The sequence below is a fragment of the Bacillus cereus group sp. MYBKT111-2 genome, assembly GCF_051915205.1.
Taxonomy (GTDB): domain Bacteria; phylum Bacillota; class Bacilli; order Bacillales; family Bacillaceae_G; genus Bacillus_A; species Bacillus_A paranthracis.
The window spans coordinates 19,224-36,970 of sequence record NZ_JBQAEG010000007.1 but is presented as its reverse complement, the minus strand read 5'-3'; the positions used below and the strand labels follow the sequence as shown (position 1 = coordinate 36,970).

The following is a 17,747-nucleotide window of genomic DNA, read 5'->3' as shown; positions in this document are numbered from 1 at the left end:
CAGTTTTTAGAGGATATCCTCTTTTTTTATGTTAAAAATTTAACGGGAATCTTACTTTTGTAAATTTTCTTTTTCTTTTTTATACATATAGGTTGGTAATATGTGCAGTGCGTGATAAAGTAGGGATGACATAGAATGGATTATCCATAATCTACTAAAATAAATCTTTAGTAGAGAGATTAAATTATTGGTGAATAAGGGGAAAAAAGTAATCATGGATCACGAAAAAAATAATGCGAATGGGAAATCACGTCGGCCGATTGTATACATAAAAAGAACAATCATTCTCGTCTTACTATTTTCACTTGTATATTTCATGTATACAAAAATTATTGCGCATAATAAGAAAGAAGAAACTTTAAAAGCAGCAGAAATGAAGAAACAAGAAGAGCTAAAAAAGAAAGAAGAAAAAAAGAAGCAAGAAGCAAAAAAACAAATAGAGCAGGAAGAACAAGCGAAGCAAGCACAAGCTGCAGAACAGCCTGCAGAACAGCCTGCTGAGGGACCACCTCAAGAAATTAATGAAAACGCTCAATTAGATCAATATTTGCAAAAAACAGGATTTAGCGGGACAGCGGTTATTGTGAAGAACGGAAAAGTTCTTTTGAATAAAGGATACGGTATGGCGAACAAAGAAAAACAAGTACCGAATAATTCAGAGACAACTTTTTATATTGGTTCTATTTCAAAGGCTTTTGTAGCGACTGCTATTATGCAATTAAAAGATCAACATAAATTAAACGTAGAAGATACGGTTGCGAAATATATTCCAGATTTCCCTCAAGGTAATGGCATTCAGTTAAAACATTTATTAACACATACATCAGGAATTCCGGAGTACGAGCAGGGAACAGAGGATATTTCTCATGAAGAATTGATAAAACGAATAGGAAAGCAAAAGCGCATTGGAAGTCCAGGAGAGAAATGGAAGTATTCCGATTCTAACTATTCGATACTTGCCTATATTGCTGAGAAGGTAAGCGGACAACCGTTAGAAGAGTATATTAAACAACATATTTTTGCTACTGCTGGTATGAAACATTCTGGTTTTGGTAGAGAGCTAGAACAAACGAGATTTCCATCGACAGGTTATAAAATAGTAAATAACAATATGACAACACCTAATATTCCAAGTATGTCACAACTTTATGGTTGTGGTGATATATATACAAGTGCCCATGATTTATATTTATTTAATGAAGCGCTCTTCTCTGGAAAGTTGATTTCAAAAGAAAGCTACGATCAAATGTTTACAGGTGGAAAAAAAGATTACGGGTTTGGATGGTATGTAGACCCGGGAAGTTATTCGAATCACGGTGTAATGCCAGGCTGGAACTGTTTAAATGGATTTAGTAAAAATGGTAGTGTGTATGTTGTTTTATTATCTAACATTCAAAACAACATTAAATCTTTTGGTAAAGTGAATAATGACATTTATACGATGTTACGAAATATTGAAGTGTAAGAGACTATCTTTTTAGGTAGTCTTTTTTTTATGTGATTAGAACATATTGTTTCGTTGAAAAATGTATGTCTTACCTATCACAAAAAGAGTCTGCTTTGTATACATTAAGATGTATGGATATATTTTTATAATTTAAAAATAATAGGAGGAGAAGTGTATGTGTTTATTCGGTAAGTATTGGAAAAAGTTATCGAGATTGTTTAATAGACAATTAGATTATTTTTTAGATAATAAGTTATTGCCTGCTATGGAACGACTTTTGTTTTCGCAAAACTTCGCGAGGTTTATCCAAAGAAACTCCAAGCAAGCTACGGAAGAATTTATTGAATCAAGTAGATTTCAATCTATTATTTGTAACATTTTAAAAGAATGTAATACATCACCTTTTAAAGAAATTGCAGAGCAGTATTTAGGTAAAAATGTAGAAATTACGGTGACAGTTGGACAGTTAACAGGTGTAATTGTAGCAGTTGGTGATGATTTCTTAACACTGCAAGAAGGAATAGGAACAGAAGTTTTATTACCATTTACAAGTATTATATCAATTAAAGAAGCGTAAGAAAGGAGACTTATATATGTTATTTACTGAAGAATTACGTAATCATGTTGGTGAGCTAGTGCAAGTTGTGACAGCGGCCGAAATTGTTGCAGGTATTTTGTTATCTGTGACAGACGGGGCAGTAAGTGTTCGTACTTCTCCTTCTTATGGACCACCGGAAGATGTAGTTGTACGTATTCCTATCATTTCTTATGTTCGCTTGGAAGGGTAAGCGTGGTACAAGTATGAGGGTATCAGTTATTATTCCAGTGCATAATGAAGCGAGTACTTTATCACAAGTTTTAGTAGAAGTGGAGAAATTGAAACCATATGAAATTATCGTAGTAGATAATGGATCGACAGACGGAACAAAAGAAATAGCCTTACAACATCATTGCCATGTCATTTATTATAAATATTCTCTTGGTAATGATGTTGGACGGGCAATTGGTGCAAGAGAAGCGAAAGGCGACATTGTTTTGTTTTTAGACGGTGATATCGTCATTGATAATAAAGAGCTACAACGTTTTATAAAAGGCATTCAGCAAGGCCACCAAATTGTTGTGAATAATTTAACATGGTCCGTTTATTTAAAGATGAGACCGCATTATACGACAGTTGGCAAATTTATGTTGAATCGTTATTTAAATAAAAAAGAGCTTGTTGTTGGATCTTTAATCGCAATTCCGCATGCAATGAGTAGGGAAGTTATTCAGAAGTTTGGTTGGTGGAATTTAGCGGACCCAGCACTATTTCAAGCGATGGCGATGTCTAGAGGAGTAGATATTGTCGATATGGCTTCAGTCGATGTCATTCATACAAATAAAGTTCGTCCTGTTCATACTGGTACATCACCCGGTTCTCCTTATCCGAAAGCGACTAGCCGTATTATGGGGGATCATTTACGTGCTTTGCAATACGTAATCGAAATATATGGTAAGCGTGGCGGTTTTTCGGAAGGAAATAGGGATAGAGAATTTATAGGAAAGTATAAACCAATTTTATTACAAAGAGAAAAAGCAAAATATAGTGCGATTATCCCAGTATCAGAAGAAAAGACGACTATAAGATCTGTTATACAAGAAGTGAAAAAAGCAGGTATAGATGAAATTATAGTTGTTGCGAATGGAGCGGACGTTGAGACAATTAAACAAGCGAAGCTAGAGAATGTCATTGTTATTGAATTTGAGGAAGCACTCGGACATAATGTAGCTCGAGCGATAGGAGCTATGCATGCTACGGCCGATATTTGTTTATTTGTCGATGGTGATTTTGTTATTCCAGGGAAAAAACTAATTCCATTTTTACATGCTATCGAAGATGGAAATGATGTGGCATTGAATGATTTACAGTGTTTATTAGATATGTTTCATCCGGCAGACCCAATTAGCATGGGAAAATATTTTGTGAATTTGGTAGCGAAACGACCAGATTTATGGAATAACTCATTAACGGCAGTACCACATGCTATGCATAAAAAGGTAATAGAGAAAATCGGATATGATTCTCTTATCATTCCACCACTAGCTCAAATGAAAGCTATTTTGGAGGGATTTTCTATTACAGCGGTAGACTTTGTAGATGTCATAAAAACAAATCGAGTACGCCCAGAGCAACATGGATTTGTAAATGGGCGTATTCCAGCATTTGATCGTATTTTCGGTGATCAACTTGAGGCGATTGCATATTTATTGCAATCCACAGACGAGCGCGGGAGTTTTACAGATGGAGAGCGGAATAGAAATATCATTCAACAATTGAGAAAGGAAGAAGAGAATACAGATGAATGTTAGTAGTACAGTTGCCATTATCGGATTAGGATATGTTGGTCTTCCTTTGGCAGTTCATTTTGCAGAGAGAGGACATACAGTGCTTGGATTAGATAAAGATACTAGAAAAATAGAATCAATTATACAGGGAGAAAGTTATATTCCAGATGTTTCTTCTAAATTGTTACAAAGTTTATTGACTAGAAAAAAATTAATAGTCAATACACCGGATCAAGGTATTGCTGATTTTCAAAATAGTGATTACGTTATTGTCACTGTCCCAACTCCAATTAATGAACAAAGAGAACCAGACTTAAGTGCCCTCATTTCAGCTTCGCATTATATACAACAAAACCTTCAAAAAGGACAAACCTTCATTTTCGAAAGTTCCACATATCCAGGTACGCTCGAGGAAGTTATTATTCCGATTATTTCTCAAACAGGAAAAAAGGTAGGAGAAGATTTCTATATTGGGTATTCTCCTGAGAGAATTGACCCAGCTAATAGTCAATATTCAGTTCAAACGATTCCAAAAGTCATTAGTGGACAAACAGAAATGTGTAAACAAAAAGTACAGGCTTTGTATAGCACTATATTTGATGTAGTTGTTCCAGTTAGCTCCCCAAAAGTAGCAGAAATGTGTAAGCTATTTGAAAATATTCAGCGCTTAGTCAATATTTCATTAGTAAATGAGTTAAATACACTATGTGAAAGTTTAGGAATTGATTTTTATGAGGCACTTGAAGCGGCATCTACAAAACCGTTTGGATTTACGCCGTATTGGCCAGGACCAGGGATAGGGGGACACTGTATTCCGGTAGATCCTTTATATTTCCAGTGGAGAATAAAAAAGAATGGAGCAATTAGTCAATTAATTGAGGCGGCACATGTAATTAATGAGGAAATGCCAGAGAAAGTGGTCCGGAAAGTAAAAGGTGTGGTGCAATCACCTGCAACGGTTTTAATTGTAGGGATTGCATATAAAAAAGATGTAAATGACTTAAGAGAATCGCCAGCGTTGCCAATTATTGAATTGTTAATAAAAGCAGGATATGAGATAACGTATCACGATCCATATATTTCTTCTGCAAAATTTGGAGATAAGGTGTATCAATCTGTTTCTTTGGATGAACAAGTCGTTAAACAAGCGGATTGTATTTTAATTTTAACAGACCACTCTAATATCGATTGGAAGGTTTTTAAAGGGGTAAAGCAAGTCGTAGATACACGTGGAATTATAAAGAAGGTGAGTGTATGAGTAAGAAATGTTTAATTACAGGTGGAGCAGGATTTATTGGATCGCATTTAGCTGAAGAGCTGGTGAAAAGAGGTTATGATGTCACTATCGTTGATAACTTTTATAAAGGGAAAAATAAATATCATGATGAGTTAATGAAAGAAATTCGGGTTATTCCAATAAGTGTTTTAGATAAAAATTCTATTTATGAATTAGTAAATCAACATGATGTAGTGTTTCATTTAGCAGCAATTTTAGGTGTGAAAACGACAATGGAAAAGAGCATAGAGCTTATTGAAACGAATTTTGATGGAACGAGAAACATTTTACAAGCAGCGCTAAAAGGAAAGAAGAAAGTAGTTTTTGCGTCTACTTCAGAAGTATATGGTAAGGCAAAGCCGCCCTTTTCTGAAGAAGGAGATCGATTATACGGTGCAACCTCTAAAATACGTTGGAGTTATGCAATTTGTAAAACGTTAGAAGAAACATTATGTTTAGGATACGCTTTAGAAGGTTTACCTGTAACGATTGTTCGTTATTTTAATATTTATGGTCCAAGAGCGAAAGATGGTCCGTATGCAGGGGTAATCCCACGATTTATCCGCGCAGCACTGCGAGGAGAAGACATTCTCGTATATGGAGATGGAAAGCAGACACGTTGTTTTACGTATGTAAGTGATGCGGTAGAGGCAACGATTCGAGCAATGGATGAGAAGGTAAATGGTGAGATTATTAATATAGGTTCTGAGAATGAAAAGAGTATAAAAGAAGTAGCAGCAGTAATAAAAAAATTAACGAATTCTTCTTCAAAAATTGTTCAAGTTCCTTTCGAAGAGGTATATCCACATGGCTTTGAAGAAATTCCAAATAGAAGACCAGATGTAACGAAATTAAGAGAACTTGTTCAATTTCAAGCGAAAGTAACGTGGGAACAAGGGTTGAAAGAAACTATTAAATGGTTTCGTGAAGAAAACAATGGCTAAGTCACTATCGATTATTATACCTGTATGTAATGAAGTGGATACGATTTCAGACGTTATTCAATCGGCAAAAGGATTAAATCCAGTAGAGATTATTGTAGTAGCAAACGGTTGTAACGATGGTACAGAAGAGGTTGCTGATCGTTTAGGGTGTAAAGTAATCAAGTATACAGAGCTACTGGGGAATGATGTGGGCCGTGCAGTTGGCGCAAAACACGCGATAGGTGATGTATTACTATTTATAGATGGAGATTTTGTTATTCAAACTTCAAAGTTACAATTATTCCTAAATCCAATTTTACATGATCAGGCCGACATCGTTTTAAATAATTTGGATGCGTTATTTTTAAAGAAACAAAAACCGCACTCAGTGACAGTGTGGCGCCAAATATTAAATGCAATGTTAGAGAGTGAGGAGTTAAAAATTGACTCTTTATTATCTGTACCTCATGCGTTGACGAAAGAAGTTGTTCAAAGCATTGGGTATGAATGTTTTGTTAATCCTATTGTCGCTCATTTACGTCTTGTTCAAAGCAAATGGAGAATTAGTCGACATTGTGCAATTGACGTTATTACACCAAATAAATTTCGACCGACCGAGCATGCTGCGTATGGCACGGGTCTTTCTCATTCTGAAAAACGGATGATAGGTGACCATATAGAAGCTGTAGCGGAGCGAATAGTAGGTAGCGATGAGCGCGGAGGGTATTATGATGGAAATAGGAAAAGAGATAGTGTCTATCATACTTTAGATTTTGAAGATTTTTATCAAGGATGGGGCGTTACATCGAATTTGTATAAGGGAAAGCAATTATCGGTCATTATTCCTGTACAAGATGAAGAGAAAACAATTGGAAACGTTATAGAAGAACTTCGCAAAATTGAACCTTTTGAAATTATCGTTGTTGTAAATGGTTCGTCTGATCAAACAGCAACGATTGCAAAAGAAAAGGGAGCAACGACAATCGTATATAAAGAAGCACTCGGAAATGATGTGGGGCGCTCACTTGGAACGTATTTCGCAAAAGGAGAAATTGTATTATTTATAGACGGCGATTTTGTTATTCCAGCGAGTGAGTTATATCCTTTTGCGAAAGCTATTGCAGATGGAACAGATGTTGCATTAAATGATCTAAATCATTATTTAGATTTAAGAGTACCGCTTCATCTTGTAACTGCATTTAAATATGCATTAAATTTAGCTTGTGATAGAAAAGATCTAGGCGTAGGCTCTCTTATCGCTGTACCGAATGCATTTAGTCGTAAGTGTTTGAAAGAAATTGGATATAGATCTTTACTGGCACCGTGTGTAGCTCAAGTGAAAGCTATTCTTTCAGGATTTGAAGTTGCATGTGTAAGTCGTGTTGAAGTCGATAAGATGAACCGTATTCGACCCAGTGAACATTTTGCTAAAATAGGTCATCCACCAGCTGTACTTCGAATTATTGGTGATCATATAGAAGGGTTAGAGCAATTAATTGTATTAACAGGCAGTCGTGGTGGATTCCATGATGGAAATAGAAAAAGAGATATTTTATAGGTAACAAAAAAGTGTACAACATATGTACACTTTTTTGTTCTGTTATAAAAACTATAACAGATTAGGAGATAAGAGTATTACAGCTCTACAATGGGTATTGTTTTTATATTACAAAATAGGACTCGTATATAAGAATACCAAAAAAATACAATTAAGGAAAGGGTTAATTTTAAAGACTTTAAAATGAAGTTAACACTATGTATATAGTAGTTTGCTCAACATTTCACAAACATGTCACAACTATTTCGTTCACTTTCGTAAAAAAGTAGTATTCTAAGTGTGTAAGCTGTTATATAAAAAATCTTAGTCCTGTACTAATCAAAAATGGAGGAGATTAGGATGACTCAAGTATTAGAAAATGTTAAAAATGCATGGGAAAACTTTAAAGGTGAAAAATGGAAAGCAGAGATTGATGTTCGCGATTTCATTTTAAATAATGTAAACGTTTACGAGGGAGACGAATCTTTCTTAGCGGGAGCAACTGAAGCAACGAAACAACTTTGGGATCAAGTAATGGATTTAACAACGAAAGAACGTGAAAACGGTGGCGTTCTTGATATGGATACAAAAATTGTTTCTTCTATTACATCACATGAACCAGGATATTTAAATAAAGAGACTGAAAAAGTAGTCGGTTTCCAAACTGATAAACCATTTAAACGTTCTTTACAACCGTATGGTGGTATTCGTATGGCGGAACAAGCTTGTGAATCTTATGGATACGAAATGGATAAAGAGCTTAGTCGTATTTTTAGAGATTGGAGAAAAACTCATAACCAAGGTGTATTTGATGCTTATACACCAGAAATGAGAGCTGCTCGTAAATCAGGTGTTATTACGGGTCTTCCGGATGCATACGGACGTGGACGTATTATCGGTGACTACCGCCGCGTAGCATTATATGGAGTAGATCATTTAATTGAAGCGAAGAAAGCAGATTTAAATTTAACTGGCGGTGTAATGAGTGAAGATACAATGCGTTTACGCGAAGAGTTATCTGAACAAATACGTGCACTTCAAGAGTTAAAACAAATGGCTGCTTCTCATGGCTTTGATATTTCTAAGCCAGCAACAACTGCTCAAGAAGCATTCCAATGGTTATACTTCGCATATCTTGCAGCAATTAAAGAGCAAAACGGAGCTGCAATGAGTCTTGGACGTACTTCTACATTCTTAGATATTTATATTGAAAGAGATTTAGCAAATGGTACTTTAACAGAAGAAGACGTACAAGAAATTGTGGATCACTTCATTATGAAATTACGTCTTGTGAAATTTGCAAGAACACCTGATTATAATGAATTATTCTCTGGTGACCCAACTTGGGTAACTGAGTCTATCGGCGGTATGGCATTAGATGGCCGTCCATTAGTAACAAAGAACTCATTCCGTTTCTTGCATACACTAGATAATTTAGGACCAGCTCCAGAACCAAACTTAACAGTTCTTTGGTCTAAACAATTACCACAGAACTTTAAAAACTACTGTGCGAAAATGTCTATTAAAACATCAGCAATTCAATATGAAAATGATGACATTATGCGTGCTGACTACGGCGATGACTACGGGATTGCTTGTTGTGTATCTGCAATGAGAATCGGTAAACAAATGCAGTTCTTCGGTGCACGTGCAAACTTAGCAAAAGCATTGCTATATGCGATTAACGGTGGTAAAGATGAAAAATCTAAAGCACAAGTTGGTCCTGAGTACGCACCGATTACTTCTGAAGTATTAGATTATGAAGAAGTTATGCATAAGTTTGATATGACAATGGAATGGTTAGCGGGTCTATATTTAAACACATTAAATGTTATTCACTACATGCACGATAAATATAGCTATGAACGTATTGAAATGGCACTTCACGATACAAATGTTCTTCGTACAATGGCAACAGGTATCGCGGGTCTATCTGTAGTAGCAGACTCTTTAAGTGCAATTAAATACGCAAAAGTAAAACCAATTCGCGATGAAAACGGAATTGCAGTTGACTTTGAAATTGAAGGAGATTTCCCTAAATACGGTAACAATGATGACCGTGTAGATGAAATTGCTGTAAATCTTGTGAAAACATTTATGAATAAACTTCGTAAACATAAAACATATAGAAATTCTGTTCATACAATGTCAATCTTAACAATCACATCTAACGTTGTATACGGTAAGAAAACTGGTAACACTCCAGATGGTCGACGTACTGGAGAACCATTTGCACCAGGTGCGAATCCGATGCATGGACGTGATACAAAAGGTGCGTTAGCTTCATTATTATCTGTAGCTAAATTACCATATGAAGATGCACAAGATGGCATTTCTAATACATTCTCTATTATTCCAAAAGCACTTGGTAAAGAGGATGAAGTACAAGTACGTAACTTAGTATCAATGCTTGATGGTTATGCAGTAAAAGAAGGACATCACTTAAATATTAACGTATTTAACCGTGAAACATTAATGGATGCAATGGAACATCCTGAGAAATATCCACAATTAACAATTCGCGTATCTGGTTACGCTGTAAACTTTATTAAATTAACTCGTGAACAACAAATCGATGTAATTAACCGTACAATGCATGAAAGCATGTAAATGAAAAAAGTGTCCCTCTGCATTTTATAAATAGCAGAGGGAGGCTGTTTCAATAAAGGAGGAAGTAACATGGTAAAAGGAAGAATTCATTCTGTAGAGTCTTGTGGTACTGTTGATGGCCCAGGAATTCGTTATGTCATATTTACACAAGGGTGTTTATTACGTTGTCAATATTGTCATAATGCTGATACGTGGGAGATCGGTAAAGGAAAAGAAATAACAGTCGAAGAAGTAATGCAGGATGTGACATGTTACCTTCCTTTTATTGAAGCTTCCGGAGGCGGTATAACAGTTAGTGGTGGGGAACCATTATTACAACTAGATTTCTTAATTGAATTATTTAAGAAATGTAAGGAAATTGGAATTCATACAACAATTGACTCTTCGGGTGGTTGTTATTCTGAAGAACCAGAATTCCAAAATAAGCTAGATATTTTAATGGAGTACACAGATTTAGTTTTATTGGATTTGAAACATATTGATTCAAAGAAACATCGTAAATTAACAGGAAAACCAAATGAACATATTTTACAATTTGCTCGTTATTTATCGGATAAAAATAAACCGATTTGGGTACGACACGTATTAGTTCCTGGTATTACTGATAATGAGGAGGATCTACAAAAACTATCTAGTTTTATTCAAAGTCTGTCTAATGTTCAGAAAGTTGAAGTGCTACCATACCATAAGCTTGGTGTATATAAATGGGAGGCACTTGGGCATAAGTATCCACTCGCAAATGTAGAACCGCCTACTGAAAAAAATGTAGAAGAAGCAAGACATATTTTACAAGCAGTCTAATCCAAATGTTGGGTTAGGCTTTTTGCTTTCTTTACAATAAAACCTAGAGTATATATGGAGAAAAGAGTATACTGAAAATAGAATATCCATATTTTTGTAAGGAATAAGTGGAGAAATTTACATAATTGTAAAGGGAAATCAAAATAGTAAAAAGAATTAAGAAGTAAAAGAGTGAGTATCATGGAATAGAGAACATTTGTAAGTTATTGCGAAAGCTCTTATAGGAAAGTATAATGTAAAGATATGAGCACAGATAGGATTAAGGGGTCAATCTTATATGCTTTGCATATCCACGACAGGTACATAGCTGAAAGAGAAATATTAGAGTCTGTTTATGTAATTTTTAAGGAAAATGTTTTTCCTATTGTCGTATATGCAATATGGAGAAACAATAAGCTAGGAGTGGATTTGTTTGATAAAAAACCCCAAGGTTTTAATATTAACTGCACATTACGGAAACGGTCATGTGCAAGTAGCGAAAACATTAGAACAAACATTTCGCCAAAAAGGAATTAAAGATGTAATTGTATGCGATTTGTTCGGAGAATCACATCCGGTTATAACCGATATTACAAAATATTTATATTTAAAAAGTTATACAATAGGAAAAGAATTGTACCGCTTGTTTTATTATGGCGTGGAAAAAATTTATGATAAAAAAATAGCATCTTGGTATGCTAATTTTGGAAGAAAACGTTTGAAATTACTTTTACAAGCGGAGAAACCGGATATTGTTATTAATACGTTTCCGATTATAGCTGTACCAGAATTAAAAAAGCAAACAGGTATTTCAATTCCTGTGTATAACGTATTAACGGATTTCTGTGTGCACAAAATATGGATTCATCGGGAAGTAGATCGTTATTTTGTAGCAACTGATCACGTAAAAGAAGTTATGGTTGATATTGGTGTGCCTGCGGAGCAAATTGTTGAAACTGGAATTCCGATTCGTAGTAGTTTTGAGTTAAAGATCAATTCAGATATTATATATAATAAATATCAGTTATGTAAGAATAAAAAGATTTTACTAATTGTAGCAGGTGCTCATGGAGTATTAGGAAGTGTAAAAGAACTATGCCAATCATTTATGTCAGTACCTGATTTACAAGTAGTTGTTGTTTGTGGGAAAAATGAAGCGTTAAAACAGGATTTGTTAGGGTTACAGGAAAAAAATCCTGATGCATTAAAAGTATTTGGTTATGTAGAAAATATTGATGAACTATTCCGTGTTACTTCTTGTATGATTACAAAGCCAGGCGGTATTACGTTAAGTGAAGCGGCAGCATTGCAAGTACCTGTCATTTTATATAAGCCTGTTCCAGGACAAGAAAATGAAAATGCGATGTACTTTGAAAGAAAAGGGGCTGCAGTTGTCATTCGTGATGATAGTGAGGTTTTTGCAAAAACAGAGGCGTTATTACAAGATGATATGAGGCTTCTTCAAATGAAAGAAGCGATGAAAAGCATTTATCGTCCAGAGCCAGCTGATCATATTGTGGATACAATTTTGGCAGAAAACCATGTAGAACCGAATCATATACCTATTAAATCACCTGCTCTTGCACAATCATTTACTTAATATGAAACCCTCTTTTGTATGTTTAAAGAGGGTTCTTTATTATTTTCGAAGATAAAGACTTATCCACATGAAGAGTGCGCTTTCATTAAACAGTAAAGTCGGAATATTAACAACTATATCCACATTATCCACAATTTTTAGAAAAATATCCACAATTCTAACATTTGATGTGCGTTACGATATATAAACTGGTGAAAGGTTTGCCTAATTTATTCACAATTCTATAAATTATGTGGATAACGTTATCCACATAAAAAAGGTTCCTTATTTATAAGGAACCTTTTTCCTACTCTATCACGTAGAAAAAATATGTAATGAGAATGAATAATTAGGGGGGAGAACTTCTAATTATTCATTCTCACTTTAAATACTTTTCGAGCGATAACCCGCTGCGCGATCTGCTTTACGAAATTCTCGTTGGTAGAGAACTTCTTGTGTACTAGATAATGCGTTTTTTGCTTTATCACGTTTCTTTTTATCCATTACAAATCACCTCGTGTCCTAAAGTCACTATTTATCGTTTCCAAAGACATGGGGTGATATACGTATATATCAAAATGTTAATGGTTAATTATTATTTCTGAAAATTTAGATTACGCTTCTTTTAAGTGATGAGAATCTTGGAACGTTGTATCTCGCATTGTAGCAAGTGTATATTGATCTTTTGGAATTTCATATAAGTTATATACTTCTTCATTTGCATTAATTTCATCATAAACGGCTTTTCTTGTTTCGTTTGCTAGGTTTACATATTGTAATTTTTCTGCAGCTTTAATAGAACGAATATTTATTTTGCGAATACGCATAAAGATCGTTTCAATATCTAACTCGTAGAAAAGTTCGCTAAAAAATGAATCTTTTGCCAATTTATTGTAGCCTTTTCCGTGATAAGGTTTGCCAAGCCATGTTCCAAGGAATCCGGCTTTTTCTTGCACATCAAATAAAGTAATTGTTCCGATAGGGTTACCCCATTCATCTAAAATTGTGCGTGAAATTAATTCCCCACGCTCTTCAGCTTCAATCGTTTGTTTCGTTAAAAATAAATATTCCTCATAAGAATAAGCCTTTTGACGCACAAAAGGGAAGACAGCTGGATCCACCATTAACTCGTATAGAACGTGGCTGTCGTGTAAGTCGCGTTTTTTCAACATACTAACTCCTCCTCACACGAGGGTAGCATGACGAAAAAACACCCCACCCTCGAAATTTTTATATCAATCTTTAAAAAATTTCGGGGTGGGAATCGAACCCACTAGAACCAGTTTCTAACGCTGGTGGCGCACCATTTGCCTTCCCCATTCATCAATTTGAAAATGATAATCACGACACAAATTGATTATGGTTTCATTCAGTTTATAATCGTATAATACTTTATCTAGTCAAAAAAATAAACTAGTTTTTTTTATTTTTTTTGTAAATTATTTTTCCATCAATCATAGTTAGTACAGGCTTGGCTAAATAATGGAAAGGATGATGGGTCCAGAGCACAAGATCAGCGTCTTTTCCAGCCTCAATGCTTCCAATTCTATCCTCTAAACGTAAATTTCGCGCTGGAAATATAGTGATTCCTTCTAGTGCAGTTTTTTCGTCTAATCCTTCCCTTACTGCGACAGCAGCACAAACATTTAAATATTGAATGGGTGTATAGGGGTGATCTGTTGTGATGGAAACTTCCACTCCATTTTTTGATAATATATGGTAAGTATCCCATGTTTTATTTTTTAGTTCGATTTTAGAACGGCGTGTAAGCGTGGGGCCAACTGAAACCTTCAAATTGTGTTTTGAAAGTTCTTCAACAATAAAGTGTCCTTCTGTACAATGTTCAATACGTAAATCAAGATTGAACTCTGTTGCAAAGCGTAGAGCGGAACTAATATCATCTGCTCGGTGAGCGTGGATACGTACGGGTATTTCACGGCGTAATGCTTTTAAAATAGGAAGCATTCGAAAATCTGCTTCATGCCCGTAGTGCTGTGCTTCATAAAATGATTCCCGAAGTAATCCCATAATTCCCATACGCGTAATGGACTCTTTTGTTCCATTACTATGGACTTTTTTAGGATTTTCGCCAAAGGCAATCTTTAAGCCAGCAGGTTCTTGAATGATCATATGATCAATACAAGTTCCGGCTGTTTTTATTACACAAGTCGTACCACCGATAATGTTTTGACTTCCTGGCATAACGTGAACAGTTGTAATTCCATTTTGTACCGCATCTTTAAATGCAATATCCAAAGGGTGGATTCCGTCTAAAGAACGGATATGGGGTGTTGAAACTTCAGACGTTTCATTTGCATCATTGCCAGCCCAACCAGTACCTTCATCATAGAGACCAAGATGGGTATGGACATCAATAAATCCAGGTAAGAGATGAAGAGCACGTGCGTCTATAACTGTCATATCTTGAGTAGGTTGAATGGAAGGCTTGACCTCAGCAATTTTTTCTCCTATAACGAGTACATCCCCTTGAAATTTTTGGGATGTAATAGGATAGACAATGGCTTGTTTGAGCAATATTTTCATAGGTACCTCATTTCTGTTACTTTATAATGTTAATGGAATGTAAGGGAAAGTAACTGAAAGATTATTTGTGTAATAATGCTCCGGATGCTAGAAAATAAAAGTTTTGAAAGGGCCCTCTGTAAAACTGTGTTTTAGAAGTACTACATTGTATGCGAAAGTATATTTTGTAATGCATGGTCTATTGACGGAAATGTGTATTGATACCCATACTCAATTGCTTTACTAGGTAATACATGTTGCCCTTCTAGTACAAGTATGCTCATCTCGCCTAATAAAGCACGAAGCATAAATGAAGGGACAGGTAACCAATGAGGTTTTTTTATTATAGTTGCAATGATTTCTCCAAATTCCTTCATTCTTATAGGATCAGGAGCTGTAATGTTAATCGGTCCATCAATTTCTTCTTTGTGTATGATGAAATCAATCATGGAAGCGACATCGTCTATATGAATCCATGATAACCATTGATTTCCAGATCCAACTGTACCTCCGATATAGAATTGATAGGGAAGTAGCATTTTTGGAAGGGCTCCTCCGTCTGGACCTAATACGACTCCGAATCTTGCGTAGATTGTCCGTATTCCGAGAGCACGTGCTTTAGATGCTTCTTGTTCCCATGAATATACTGTATTTGCTAAAAAGTCATTTCCAGGAGTCACATGCTGTTCTGTAAAAGATTCGGTTTCAGACGTTCCATAGTATCCAATTGCACTTGCGTTAATAAATGTGTGTGGTTTTGTAGGGAGTGCCTGCAATTGTTTAATGAGTCCTTTTGTTGTTTGAATTCTACTGTTTAAAATGACTTTCTTTTGTTTCTTTGTCCATCTACTATTAATAGACTCTCCAGCTAGATTAATAACTACATCAATAGAAGAGAGGGGGAAGGTGTGTAAATCTGGTGTCCATTGTACATACTGAAGGTTAGGATCGGAAGTTTCAGCAGTTTTTTTTCGTGAGAGAATGTAAACAGTATATCCTTTTTGAATAAAAAAGGTAGAAAGGTATTTACCTATAAAGCCGGTACCACCAGAAATTGCGATTTTCACAATTATTTCCTCCTCATTATATATATTCTTGAAAAGCAAAAACGTTCCTTAACTATGTTAAAATAATAGAGAGGTGAGAGTATGGCTGTCATTACAAAAATAGAAGTGCAAAAACGATCGAAAGAACGGTTTAATATTTATATCGATAAAGGTCAAGGTGAAGAATACGGATTTAGTGTCAATGAAGTAATCTTAATAAAACATGGATTACAAAAAGGCTTAGAAATTGATGAAATAGCTTTAGGAAATATTTTGTACAATGAAGAGGTACAAAAAGCATATTTACAAGCAATCTCCTATTTATCCTATCAAATGAGAACGAAACTAGAAATAGAAGATTTTTTACGAAAAAAAGAAGTTGGACAAGCCATCATCTCTGAGGTCGTTTCGAAATTATTACATGACCGATATATTAATGATAAAGAGTATGCTATTTTATATACGAGAACGCAAAGTAATGTGAATCGAAAAGGTCCAACGGTTATTAAAAGAGAGTTGTTAAATAAAGGTGTTCAGGATTTAATTATTACGCATAGTTTACAAGAATATCCGAAGGAAAAGCAAATTGAGAATGCTTTAATTCTTATAGAAAAGAAGAAGAAATCTTATCAAAAGCATTCCTTTTTACAAATGAAGCTAAAGTTAGACGAAATGCTCGTTCGTAAAGGATATTCTAGAGATGTGATTCAAATTTGTTTAGAAGAATTGAAAGACGAAAAAGATGACGAAAAGCAACAAGAAGCGTTACACTATCATGGGAATAAATACTATGAGAAATATAAGAAGTATGATGGCTGGACATTTGAAAATAAGATGAAACAAGCGTTATATCGCAAAGGATTCTCTATCGATGAGATAGAGATATTTTTGCAAATGAAACGCGAAGAGGGATGAGGGAATAAAATGAATATGCCAAAACGCTACAGTGAAATGACACCATATGAGCTAAGGGAAGAAATTGGGGTTTTGAAAGAGCAAGCGATAAAAGCTGAGCAACTTGGAATTGTAAATGAGTTCGATGTATTAATGCGAAAGATAGCAATGGCTCGCGCTTATATGACTGACATAAACAAATTCCATATCGGTGAGACATATGAATTAGTAGAAGAACCTGGTATATTATTTGAAATTACGTATTTCAATGGGGTATTTGCTTGGGGACATAAGCAAAATGATAATGAAGAGATTGGAATACCGATTTCTTTATTGCAAGAAAAATAAAAACCAGAGAGCGAATATCTCTCTGGTTTTCATCTTTGGTAGGCGTTACAGGAGATAGGAGATTCTAAAATTGGCGTTTTTTACATTCATTCGCCAATATAATGAGAGACTGGGTTTGTTGCGTCTGTCCGTTAACTTGCGCTTTTGCATGTTTCGGACGAGTCCACGTATGGTTAAATAATTCAGAACGACTATCTAAGCGATCACGGTAGCTCATCTTTATCACCTCGTGTAGGAAGTTAAGTTACTTTGTTACTACTCTTCCTGCTGATTTGCAGCACGCATACGTTCTTGTGGGTGCGTGTTAATTGTGCCGTTAGGTCGTTTCGAAGCGAAGCGTGATTTCGCTTTCGGTTGACCGTCGATTTTGCTGTTGTTTTTTGACTCAGACCAAAATTCGGCTTGTTTACCCATTGCGAACGCCCTCCTCATCATCAGTTGATACCTCTTGAAGAAGTA

18 protein-coding genes are annotated in these 17,747 nt (G+C 35.2%); 12 read left to right on the top strand and 6 right to left on the bottom strand.

The genetic code is table 11. The annotated features are described in order from the left end of the window. Positions 1 to 214 precede the first annotated feature (214 nt). The 10 genes from ACTFNE_RS19525 to ACTFNE_RS19480 all read left to right on the top strand — a co-directional run bounded on the left by ACTFNE_RS19525 (position 215) and on the right by ACTFNE_RS19480 (position 12,498). Positions 215 to 1,465 (top strand): serine hydrolase domain-containing protein, encoded by a 1,251-nt coding sequence (locus ACTFNE_RS19525; protein WP_270705175.1) that lies wholly within the window; start codon positions 215 to 217, stop codon positions 1,463 to 1,465. A 157-nt stretch (positions 1,466 to 1,622) separates the two neighbouring features. After that, positions 1,623 to 2,024 carry a hypothetical protein gene (locus tag ACTFNE_RS19520; protein WP_000335513.1) on the top strand — a complete coding sequence of 134 codons (402 nt, stop codon included), beginning with the start codon at positions 1,623 to 1,625 and terminating at the stop codon, positions 2,022 to 2,024. A 16-nt stretch (positions 2,025 to 2,040) separates the two neighbouring features. Further along, complete coding sequence (locus tag ACTFNE_RS19515) at positions 2,041 to 2,235, top strand: hypothetical protein (protein ID WP_000899480.1); 195 nt, start codon at positions 2,041 to 2,043, stop codon at positions 2,233 to 2,235. Further along, on the top strand, positions 2,216 to 3,796 hold the full coding sequence (locus ACTFNE_RS19510) for a glycosyltransferase family 2 protein (RefSeq protein ID WP_141108625.1): 1,581 nt from the start codon (positions 2,216 to 2,218) through the stop codon (positions 3,794 to 3,796). Before ACTFNE_RS19515 ends, ACTFNE_RS19510 begins: the two co-directional genes overlap by 20 nt. Then, positions 3,786 to 5,030 carry a nucleotide sugar dehydrogenase gene (locus tag ACTFNE_RS19505; RefSeq protein WP_270705176.1) on the top strand — a complete coding sequence of 415 codons (1,245 nt, stop codon included), beginning with the start codon at positions 3,786 to 3,788 and terminating at the stop codon, positions 5,028 to 5,030. The genes ACTFNE_RS19510 and ACTFNE_RS19505 overlap by 11 nt, the downstream gene beginning before the upstream one ends. Further along, positions 5,027 to 5,992: an NAD-dependent epimerase/dehydratase family protein gene (locus tag ACTFNE_RS19500; protein WP_000037033.1), complete on the top strand. Its 966-nt coding sequence runs from the start codon at positions 5,027 to 5,029 to the stop codon at positions 5,990 to 5,992. Before ACTFNE_RS19505 ends, ACTFNE_RS19500 begins: the two co-directional genes overlap by 4 nt. Beyond that, entirely contained in the window at positions 5,985 to 7,529 is a 1,545-nt protein-coding gene (locus ACTFNE_RS19495) for a glycosyltransferase family 2 protein (protein WP_001129993.1), read from the top strand. Before ACTFNE_RS19500 ends, ACTFNE_RS19495 begins: the two co-directional genes overlap by 8 nt. 339 nt (positions 7,530 to 7,868) lie before the next feature. After that, positions 7,869 to 10,118 carry a formate C-acetyltransferase gene (pflB, locus tag ACTFNE_RS19490; protein WP_000195487.1) on the top strand — a complete coding sequence of 750 codons (2,250 nt, stop codon included), beginning with the start codon at positions 7,869 to 7,871 and terminating at the stop codon, positions 10,116 to 10,118. 69 nt (positions 10,119 to 10,187) lie between these two features. Then, positions 10,188 to 10,919: a pyruvate formate-lyase-activating protein gene (gene pflA, locus ACTFNE_RS19485; protein ID WP_000238472.1), complete on the top strand. Its 732-nt coding sequence runs from the start codon at positions 10,188 to 10,190 to the stop codon at positions 10,917 to 10,919. A 412-nt stretch (positions 10,920 to 11,331) separates the two neighbouring features. Then, positions 11,332 to 12,498 carry a diglucosyl diacylglycerol synthase gene (locus ACTFNE_RS19480; RefSeq protein WP_000594702.1) on the top strand — a complete coding sequence of 389 codons (1,167 nt, stop codon included), beginning with the start codon at positions 11,332 to 11,334 and terminating at the stop codon, positions 12,496 to 12,498. Positions 12,499 to 12,861: 363 nt separating this feature from the next. Here ACTFNE_RS19480 and ACTFNE_RS19475 read toward each other — a convergent pair whose 3' ends face one another. From ACTFNE_RS19475 to ACTFNE_RS19460, 4 genes are all read right to left on the bottom strand, one after another. Continuing rightward, a complete protein-coding gene (locus ACTFNE_RS19475; protein ID WP_000358480.1) occupies positions 12,862 to 12,981 on the bottom strand; it encodes a YfhE family protein in 120 nt (39 codons plus the stop codon). A 110-nt stretch (positions 12,982 to 13,091) separates the two neighbouring features. After that, the gene (locus ACTFNE_RS19470) at positions 13,092 to 13,649 is read right to left on the bottom strand and encodes a GNAT family N-acetyltransferase (RefSeq protein ID WP_000914738.1); all 558 of its coding nucleotides are present in this window, start codon (positions 13,647 to 13,649) and stop codon (positions 13,092 to 13,094) included. A 241-nt stretch (positions 13,650 to 13,890) separates the two neighbouring features. Next, positions 13,891 to 15,021: an amidohydrolase gene (locus ACTFNE_RS19465; RefSeq protein WP_000698301.1), complete on the bottom strand. Its 1,131-nt coding sequence runs from the start codon at positions 15,019 to 15,021 to the stop codon at positions 13,891 to 13,893. 140 nt (positions 15,022 to 15,161) lie between these two features. Further along, positions 15,162 to 16,067, bottom strand: a complete 906-nt coding sequence (locus ACTFNE_RS19460) for a TIGR01777 family oxidoreductase (protein WP_270705177.1) — start codon at positions 16,065 to 16,067, stop codon at positions 15,162 to 15,164. An 81-nt stretch (positions 16,068 to 16,148) separates the two neighbouring features. Between ACTFNE_RS19460 and recX the strand changes: the two genes are divergently transcribed. Both recX and ACTFNE_RS19450 read left to right on the top strand, forming a co-directional pair. Further along, on the top strand, positions 16,149 to 16,961 hold the full coding sequence (gene recX / locus ACTFNE_RS19455; protein WP_000268520.1) for a recombination regulator RecX: 813 nt from the start codon (positions 16,149 to 16,151) through the stop codon (positions 16,959 to 16,961). A 9-nt stretch (positions 16,962 to 16,970) separates the two neighbouring features. Continuing rightward, the gene (locus tag ACTFNE_RS19450; protein ID WP_001057035.1) at positions 16,971 to 17,288 is read left to right on the top strand and encodes a YfhH family protein; all 318 of its coding nucleotides are present in this window, start codon (positions 16,971 to 16,973) and stop codon (positions 17,286 to 17,288) included. A 64-nt stretch (positions 17,289 to 17,352) separates the two neighbouring features. Here ACTFNE_RS19450 and ACTFNE_RS19445 read toward each other — a convergent pair whose 3' ends face one another. Further along, complete coding sequence (locus ACTFNE_RS19445; protein WP_000122093.1) at positions 17,353 to 17,505, bottom strand: YpzG family protein; 153 nt, start codon at positions 17,503 to 17,505, stop codon at positions 17,353 to 17,355. 38 nt (positions 17,506 to 17,543) lie between these two features. After that, the gene (locus ACTFNE_RS19440) at positions 17,544 to 17,702 is read right to left on the bottom strand and encodes a small, acid-soluble spore protein K (RefSeq protein WP_000517891.1); all 159 of its coding nucleotides are present in this window, start codon (positions 17,700 to 17,702) and stop codon (positions 17,544 to 17,546) included. Positions 17,703 to 17,747: the final 45 nt, after the last annotated feature.